This is a genomic window from Microbacterium sp. Leaf351 (assembly GCF_001423825.1).
Classification (GTDB): domain Bacteria; phylum Actinomycetota; class Actinomycetes; order Actinomycetales; family Microbacteriaceae; genus Microbacterium; species Microbacterium ginsengisoli.
Genome location: NZ_LMPK01000007.1, coordinates 61,905 through 63,859, shown reverse-complemented (window position 1 = coordinate 63,859; position 1,955 = coordinate 61,905). Strand labels below are relative to the sequence as shown.

Sequence of the window (1,955 nt, the reverse complement as noted above, 5' to 3'; positions counted from 1 at the left end):
GGGGATGACCGCCGCGCTGCTGCAGGTCGACGGCCTGCGCGTCGAGTACACCACCCGCCGCGGGCCGGTCGTCGCCGTGCGCGACGTCTCGTTCACCCTCGCCCGCGGCGAGACCCTCGCGATCGTCGGCGAGTCGGGGTCGGGCAAGTCGACCACCGTGCACGCCCTGCTGCGGCTGCTCTCCCGGGGCGGGCGCGTGACCGCCGGGCGGGTGCTGCTCGACGGCACCGACCTGCTCGCCGCCGACGACCGCGCGTTGCGCGCCGTGCGCGGCCGCGCCGTCGGCCTCGTGCCGCAGGACCCGGTGGTCAGCCTCAACCCGGTCGTGCGCGTCGGCACGCAGATCGCCGAGGTGCTGCGCATCCACGGGCTGGCCGACCGCGACGAGGCCCGTCGCCAGGCGATCGTCGCGCTCGGCCGCGCCGGCATCGCGGACCCCGAGTTGCGCGCCGCCCAGTACCCGCACGAGCTCTCCGGCGGACTCCGCCAGCGCGTGCTCATCGCGCTCGCGATCGTCGCGGGACCGGCGCTCATCCTCGCCGACGAGCCCACCAGCGCCCTCGACGTGACCGTGCAACGGCAGATCCTCGATCATCTCGACACCCTGAAGCGCGAGGCGGGCACGAGCCTCGTGCTCGTCACCCACGATCTGGGCGTCGCCGCCGACCGCGCCGACCGCATCCTCGTGATGACCGACGGCGAGATCGTCGAGAGCGGCACTCCCGACGAGGTGCTCGGCGACCCGCGGCATCCGTACACGAAGCGCCTGATCGCCGCGGCGCCGAGTCTCGACGCCGTCTGGTCGGATGCCGCGGCCCCCGCGGCGCCGCCCACGACCGCCGCCGCGCCGGGTGCGCCGCTCGTCGTGGCGCGCGGCCTCGTCAAGGAGTTCCCGCGCCCCCGCGCGCAGGGCGGCGGACGGTTCCGGGCCGTCGACGGCGTGGATGTCGTGATCGCCGCCGGCGAGACCCTCGCGCTCGTGGGGGAGTCGGGGTCGGGGAAGACCACCACCGCCCGCCTCGTGCTGCGCCTCGACGAGCCCACTGCGGGCACCATCGCCTACGGCGACGCCGACGTCACCCGCCTCGGCAGTGCGGCCCTGCGTGGCATCCGCCGGCGGGTGCAGCTCGTGCAGCAGAACCCCTATGCCGCCCTCAACCCCCGCCTCACGGTGGCGCAGAACATCGCCGACCCGCTCGCCGCGTTCCGCATCGGCGACCGGGCCTCACGGCGCCGCCGCGCCGTCGAGCTCGTCGATCGTGTCGCCCTGCCTGCGTCCGCCCTCGACCGCAAACCCGCCGAGCTGTCCGGGGGCCAACGGCAGCGCGTCGCGATCGCCCGCGCCCTCGCCGTGCACCCCGAGCTCGTCGTGCTCGACGAACCGGTGTCGGCGTTGGACGTGTCGATCCAGGACCAGATCCTCACCCTGCTGGCCGACCTTCAGTCCGACCTCGGCCTCGCCTACCTGTTCATCTCCCACGACCTCGCCGTCGTGCGTCGCATCGCCCACCGCGTCGCGGTGATGCGCGGCGGACGCGTCGTCGAGAGCGGAACCGCCGCCGACGTGCTCGGCGACCCCCGCCACGAGTACACCCGAGCGTTGATCAACGCGATCCCCGGGCGCGTCCGCACGTCCCACTGACCCCCCGCCGTGCGTCGACCGACCCGCGGCATCCGTTCCCACACCCCTTCACCGAGGAGCACCCACCATGTCACTGCGCAGAGTCATCCTGCCCGTCGCCGCCGCGCTCGCGGCGGCGCTCGCCCTGTCGGCGTGTGCCGGCACGTCGACCCCCGCGTCGACCGCCAGCGCCCAGCCCGTCGACGGCGGCGCGCTCACCTTCGCGGTCGCCAACGACCCGATCTCCCTCAACCCGTCGGGCATCGGGTCGGGTAACGACACCTGGTATGTCACCCGCCAGCTCGTCGACTCGCTGCTCTACCAGAACCCGCAG

General features: G+C 74.5%; 1 protein-coding gene and 1 pseudogene. Both read left to right on the top strand.

Going from position 1 to position 1,955, the window contains the following annotated elements; translation table 11 throughout:
- On the top strand, positions 1-1,642 hold a 1,642-nt coding region (locus ASG00_RS02825), incomplete at its 5' end, for a dipeptide ABC transporter ATP-binding protein (protein ID WP_442922588.1).
- 67 nt (positions 1,643-1,709) lie between these two features.
- Positions 1,710-1,955 (top strand): annotated as a pseudogene (locus tag ASG00_RS16620) (ABC transporter substrate-binding protein); the annotation flags it as partial.